We start from the raw sequence: 6,276 nt of genomic DNA on the forward strand, positions 1-6,276 counted from the left end.
TCATAATTAAATATCAACATTGGGTATTACATAAATGTCTTATGTGAATGATTGTAATACAATCAATGTTTTTACAAATCTAAACAAAGATTTTTAAAAACAGAAACAAAAAATAACAACATCCGTATAAAATAAATTATACGGATGAAAGGTTATTATTTCTTAGCTTCTTCGATGTAAGAAATTGCTTGACCTACAGTAGCAATGTTTTCAGCTTGGTCGTCTGGAATTTGAATATCAAATTCTTTTTCGAATTCCATAATAAGCTCTACAGTGTCTAATGAATCAGCACCTAAATCGTTAGTGAAGCTTGCTTCTGTTACTACTTCGTTTTCGTCAACACCTAATTTGTCCACGATAATCGCTTTTACTCTTGATGCAATGTCTGACATAATTTTTAATTTTTAATTTATTTGTTGGCAAAAATAAAAAACTTTATTTTAAAACAACATTTTTGTTAGTAAATATAACTACGAATGTATAAAAAAAACTTAAAATAGCCTAATTCTCTATGCTTTTCATTTAAATTATTTTTTAATTTCTTTTATTTTTTGCCATTAAACCTAAATGAATTTATACTTTTGTGTGATATTTATGTGGTTAATTGCTATAATAAGTTAAAAAAAATAGATTGAAATGAAGAAGATTGTGCTTTTTGCTTCCGGAAATGGTTCTAATGCTGAAAATATCATGGCATATTTTGACACGTCAAATGCCGTTTCAGTTGTTGGTGTGTTTTCGAATAATTCTGAAGCTAAAGTAATTGAAAGAAGTAAAAAATTTAAAGTCCCTACTTTTGTTTTTAATAAAAAGGAACTTTCAGACGATACCGTTTTAAATCAGCTGAAACAATTGCAACCCGATTTAATTGTATTGGCAGGATTTTTATTGAAATTTCCTATTCATATTATTAACGAATTTCCGAATAAAGTGATTAATATTCATCCGGCATTTTTACCTAATTATGGCGGAAAAGGGATGTATGGGATGCATGTACATCAAGCAGTTTTAGAAAATAAAGAAAAGGAAACAGGAATTACAGTACATTACGTAAACGAACATTTTGATGAAGGCGAATTTATATTTCAAACTAACGTAAATATTGAAAATTGTACTTCAGCAGAAGAAATTGCGAAAAAAATTCACGAATTGGAAATGGAACATTTTCCGAAAGTGATTGAGAGATTTTTAGAAAGTTAGATTGTTTGACTTCTTAGAAAGTCAATTCGCAATATTTTCTTAATTTCAAAATCTAAAAATCTAACCTTCTAAAAATCTAATTAATCTAAAATGTCCTACCAAGTTCACATATACACAGATGGCGCTGCCAAAGGAAATCCAGGCCCAGGTGGTTATGGTGTGGTGATGGAAATGGTGGGCACGCCTTATAAAAAAGAATTTTTTGAAGGATTCAGACATACCACTAATAACAGAATGGAATTGTTAGCCGTAATAGTAGGTTTAGAAAAATTGAAAGCACCTAAAACCAACGTTTTGGTTGTTTCTGATTCTAAATATGTTGTAGATTCTGTAGAAAAAGGTTGGGTATTTGGCTGGGAAAAGAAATACTTCAAAGACAAAAAAAATCCCGATTTATGGATGCGATTTTTAAAAATTTACCGCCAACATAATGTAAAATTTATGTGGATTAAAGGGCACAATAACCATCCTCAAAACGAACGTTGCGACGAATTAGCCGTGATGGCATCGCAGCAAAAAAAATTAAATATCGATACCTTTTACGAAACGGAAGAACAAAAATTGTTATAAAAAGTAAGACCTGATAAATTACCAGGTCTTACTTTTTTCAAAAAAAGAAATTATGATTATTTGTTTTTTGTCAAATCAAATCTATAAATTGCATCAAATCCTACATACAATGATGAATCAAATTCAGCGTTTCCTCTATTTCTTTTATCGTCGCTAAGTGGGAAAGTTAAAACTTGAACTCCAACTTTTTCATTAGCATTATAAATACCATAATCTGTAGTATCTAATCCTACTTTACCTCTTAATATTAATGAATTATCCATTAACCCTAAAGCGGTATATAATGCAAATCGGATTGATTCTTCTTGAACGTAAAAGTTTGATTTAAATTCTGATAAATTATACGACTTAATAGATGTCATTAAATCTGATCCAATGCTTAGATTTTTGGTTAAAGAGTAATTTGCATCCATACGAATTGGTAAGGTAGCATTTATATAAAATTTATTATTTTTAGAGCGGTGCCATAAACCAATTATTGGTGTTAGCGAGGTACCATAGTTTTCTGTTGAACTATATAAACCAAATTTAACTTTGTACGCATCATTGTATTGATAATCTAAAACAGCTATAGCGCCAATTTGAAAGTCATTTGATCCAATTGAATTAAAATCTGAAGCAATTTTTGGTAATAATAAATATGTTCCAGACCATTTTTCGGAGTGTTGGTATTTAACTCCTATATTTAATCGCGTCATTGTTATACTGGTTCTATCAGCCTTTTCAGACAAGTTTAACCTAGTGTTTTCTGCGGTTAACCCAGTTAATAAAACCAATTTTTCAGATAGTTTATTGGGATAATACAATTCAAAATTGACATTATTAACGCTAGTTTCGAAGTTTTTGTTAACATTTTTTTGATTTGCTTCCTGAATATTTCCTAGTGAAGTATTGTTAACTGTAAACTTAACAATATCAACATAATCTTGAGAGTAACCTATTTGTAAGTATGCAAAACAGGTTAATAAAAAAATAATTTTTTTCATAGTTTTTAGTTTAATTAACAAAAATAATAAATTAAACATACAGAAACCGCTCTTTAATTTAATAAAAAACATTTATAATTATTATGAATATAATTAATTATTTTTATGTTTTAAAAAAATCTATGATATGAATACATCTTATTCTTCGTTTATTGCATTCCACCCTCTGGCTTTAAGCTCAATTTTTGTATTGGCACGAGTTACCAAGTGCATCCCTTCACTTTCCGCAACCATATGACCAATAATGGTAAAATTAGGATTGTGTTTTAATTTTTCGAAATCGTCCATTTTAATAGTGAAAAGCAATTCGTAATCTTCCCCGCCATTTAAGGCAATAGTGGTAATATCTACATTAAATTCTTCGCACACATTAATTAATTGTGGGTCAACCGGAATTTTATCTTCGTACACATTACAACCTAATTTACTTTGCTTACAAATATGCATTATTTCAGAGGAAAGGCCATCTGAAATATCAATCATAGCTGTTGGTTGTACTTCTAATTTTTCAAGTAATTCTTTCACGTCATTTCTGGCTTCTGGTTTCAATTGACGTTCAATTAAATAGGTATAATCGTCTAAAATAGGCTGATTGTTTGGGTTGACTTGAAACACTTGTTTTTCTCTTTCTAAAACTTGTAAACCCATATAAGCCGCACCTAAATCACCAGAAACAACTAATAAATCAGTTTGTTGTGCGCCGTTTCTGTAGGTTATTTCTTCTAAATTGGCTTCGCCAATAGCTGTAATGCTTATAATTAATCCTTTTTGAGAAGAGGTTGTGTCGCCACCAACTACATCTACATTATAAGCGTTGGCGGCAAGCGTAATTCCTGCAAAAAGTTCTTCCATTGCTTCTAACGGAAAACGATTAGAAACTGCCACCGAAACGGTAACCTGAGTAGGCACGGCATTCATCGCACAAATGTCAGAAATATTTGATACAATTGCTTTGTATCCCAAATGTTTTAATGGCATGTAACTTAAATCAAAATGTACACCTTCTACTAATAAATCGGTAGAAATTACTACTTTTTTGCCTGCAAAATCTAAAACAGCGGCATCGTCACCAATACTTTTAATTGTGCTTTTTTGATTCACTTTAAAGTGTTTGGTTAAATGCTCAATTAATCCGAATTCACCTAAACTGGCAATGCTTGTTGTTTTTTGATCTTTATTTTCTAACATAAGGTTTTGTTTTTGCAAAGATAGGGAATTAATGTGCCAATTTATTAATGTGTCAATGTGCCAATTAGACAATTATTCTAATTGGCTATTTATCCAATTGTTTAAGTTTTTCAAAAATCAAACTGGTTTCGTATCCTTTTCGGAGTAAGAAATCTACAAATTTTTTATTTTTCTTTTGTCCTTTTCGTTCCTTAATGCCGTTCCAATTTTTTTCTGCCAATTGATGAAAATTAGCTAAATAAACTTCATTTGGAAGTTCCAACAATGCCAAATCGATATTTCTTTTAGATATTTCTCTGAATTTTAATTCTTGAACAATTCGGTTTTTACCCCAACCTTTATAGTTGTGTTTGCCTCTTGCAAAACTTTTAGCAAATCGTTCTTCATCTATATATTTATGTTCAATAAGATGTACAATAATTTGTTCCTTTAGTTCCGGAAGTAAGGTAAAACTTCGTAATTTTTGTTCCACTTCTTTATGACAACGATCTTGGTAAGAGCAATAATACTCTAACTTGCTTGTAATCTCGTTTGTCGTAAGTGTCGTTTTTGGTGCTTCCAATGGAAAAGTACTAAATTAATATCTATTCAAAATTACTATAAAAAATTACTTTCACAATAGTATGTAATGGATTCCTATAAAAACAGAATATTTTTATCACTAAATATAACGTAACATTTTTAAACTTCAAACGGAATAACTATCTTTGCAGCTTATTTAAAACAAAATAAATGAGTAAACTATTAATTGTAGGAACGGTGGCTTTTGATGCTATTGAAACCCCTTTTGGAAAAACAGATAAAATTTTAGGAGGAGCCGCAACATATATTGGATTATCCGCTTCATTTTTTAAGGTGGATTCGGCAATAGTATCTGTTGTAGGGGAAGATTTTCCACAAGAACATTTAGATTTATTATCAGAAAGAAATATAAATATTGAAGGAATTGAAATTGTAAAAGGCGGAAAAACGTTCTTTTGGAGTGGAAAATACCATAATGATATGAATTCTCGTGATACTTTAGCTACCGAGTTAAATGTATTAGCAGATTTCAACCCAATAGTTCCTGAAAAATATAAGGATGCAGAAGTAGTTATGCTTGGGAATTTACATCCAATTGTGCAATCATCTGTTTTAAATCAAATGACGACCCAACCAAAATTAGTTGTTTTAGATACGATGAATTTTTGGATGGATTGTGCATTACCTGAATTATTAGAGGTAGTAAAACGCGTAGACGTAATTACCATTAACGATGAAGAAGCGCGACAATTATCTGGAGAATATTCTTTAGTAAAAGCAGCTGCAAAAATTCATACAATGGGTCCTAAATATGTAGTCATTAAAAAAGGAGAACACGGAGCATTAATTTTCCATAATAAAGATGTTTTCTTTGCACCAGCTTTACCTTTAGAAGAGGTTTTTGATCCAACAGGAGCAGGCGATACGTTTGCAGGCGGATTTTCTGGATATATAGCTCAAACGGAGGATTTTTCTTTTGAAAGTATGAAAAGCGCTATTATTTATGGTTCAAATTTGGCTTCCTTTTGTGTAGAAAAATTTGGAACAGAAAAAATGGTTGTCATAAATGAAGACGAAGTTTATGCTCGTTTACAGCAATTTAAATCGTTAACACAATTTGATATCAAATTATAAGACAAAACTATGCCTCGAAATTTCGGGGCATTTTTAATACAACAAATAAATAATACAATACAACACCAACTATGAGCGACGCTATTAAACACGAATGTGGAATTGCCTTACTTAGACTTTTAAAACCATTAGAATACTATAGAGAAAAATATGGTACCGCTTTTTACGGGGTAGAAAAAATGTACCTTTTAATGGAAAAACAACACAATCGTGGACAAGACGGCGCAGGTTTTGCCAGTATTAAATTAGACGTAAAACCAGGTCAAAGATATATAAGTAGAATTCGTTCTAACCAAGCACAACCAATTCAGGATATTTTTGGTCAAATTAACACCAGAATTTCTGAAGAATTAGCGAGAAATCCGTCGTATCAAAATAATGTAGCGTTACAAAAAGAACACATTCCGTATGTAGGCGAATTATTTTTAGGTCACGTACGTTACGGTACTTTCGGAAAAAACAGCATTGAAAGCGTTCATCCTTTTTTACGTCAAAACAATTGGATGCACAGAAATTTATTAGTTGCTGGAAATTTTAACATGACTAATGTTAAAGAATTATTTCAAGACTTAGTTGATGTAGGTCAACATCCAAAATTAATGGCAGATACGGTAACCGTTATGGAAAAAATCGGTCATTTTTTAGATGATGAAATTACACAATTGTATTTAGATTG

Annotated in this window: 7 protein-coding genes and 1 pseudogene; 4 read left to right on the top strand and 4 right to left on the bottom strand. The window is 30.7% G+C overall.

Annotated features, from left to right (window positions below):
- Nucleotides 1-155: 155 nt before the first annotated feature.
- Nucleotides 156-392 (bottom strand): acyl carrier protein, encoded by a 237-nt coding sequence (locus KA468_RS02430; RefSeq protein ID WP_007137004.1) that lies wholly within the window; start codon nucleotides 390-392, stop codon nucleotides 156-158.
- 244 nt (nucleotides 393-636) lie between these two features.
- Here KA468_RS02430 and KA468_RS02435 point away from each other — a divergent pair, with 244 nt between their 5' ends.
- Nucleotides 637-1,200, top strand: a complete 564-nt coding sequence (locus tag KA468_RS02435) for a phosphoribosylglycinamide formyltransferase (RefSeq protein ID WP_291241359.1) — start codon at nucleotides 637-639, stop codon at nucleotides 1,198-1,200.
- A gap of 90 nt (nucleotides 1,201-1,290) precedes the next feature.
- The gene (gene rnhA / locus KA468_RS02440) at nucleotides 1,291-1,770 is read left to right on the top strand and encodes a ribonuclease HI (RefSeq protein WP_291241360.1); all 480 of its coding nucleotides are present in this window, start codon (nucleotides 1,291-1,293) and stop codon (nucleotides 1,768-1,770) included.
- 56 nt (nucleotides 1,771-1,826) lie between these two features.
- Here rnhA and KA468_RS02445 read toward each other — a convergent pair whose 3' ends face one another.
- The 3 genes from KA468_RS02445 to KA468_RS02455 all read right to left on the bottom strand — a co-directional run bounded on the left by KA468_RS02445 (nucleotide 1,827) and on the right by KA468_RS02455 (nucleotide 4,506).
- The gene (locus KA468_RS02445; RefSeq protein ID WP_291241361.1) at nucleotides 1,827-2,756 is read right to left on the bottom strand and encodes a DUF6268 family outer membrane beta-barrel protein; all 930 of its coding nucleotides are present in this window, start codon (nucleotides 2,754-2,756) and stop codon (nucleotides 1,827-1,829) included.
- A gap of 138 nt (nucleotides 2,757-2,894) precedes the next feature.
- A complete protein-coding gene (thiL, locus tag KA468_RS02450) occupies nucleotides 2,895-3,944 on the bottom strand; it encodes a thiamine-phosphate kinase (RefSeq protein WP_291241362.1) in 1,050 nt (349 codons plus the stop codon).
- 85 nt (nucleotides 3,945-4,029) lie between these two features.
- Complete coding sequence (locus KA468_RS02455) at nucleotides 4,030-4,506, bottom strand: regulatory protein RecX (protein WP_291241363.1); 477 nt, start codon at nucleotides 4,504-4,506, stop codon at nucleotides 4,030-4,032.
- 170 nt (nucleotides 4,507-4,676) lie between these two features.
- Here KA468_RS02455 and KA468_RS02460 point away from each other — a divergent pair, with 170 nt between their 5' ends.
- Both KA468_RS02460 and KA468_RS02465 read left to right on the top strand, forming a co-directional pair.
- Nucleotides 4,677-5,600: a PfkB family carbohydrate kinase gene (locus KA468_RS02460; RefSeq protein WP_291241364.1), complete on the top strand. Its 924-nt coding sequence runs from the start codon at nucleotides 4,677-4,679 to the stop codon at nucleotides 5,598-5,600.
- Nucleotides 5,601-5,671: 71 nt separating this feature from the next.
- Nucleotides 5,672-6,276, top strand: a pseudogene (locus KA468_RS02465) (amidophosphoribosyltransferase); the annotation flags it as partial.

Source organism: Flavobacterium sp. (assembly GCF_017985075.1).
Lineage (GTDB): Bacteria > Bacteroidota > Bacteroidia > Flavobacteriales > Flavobacteriaceae > Flavobacterium.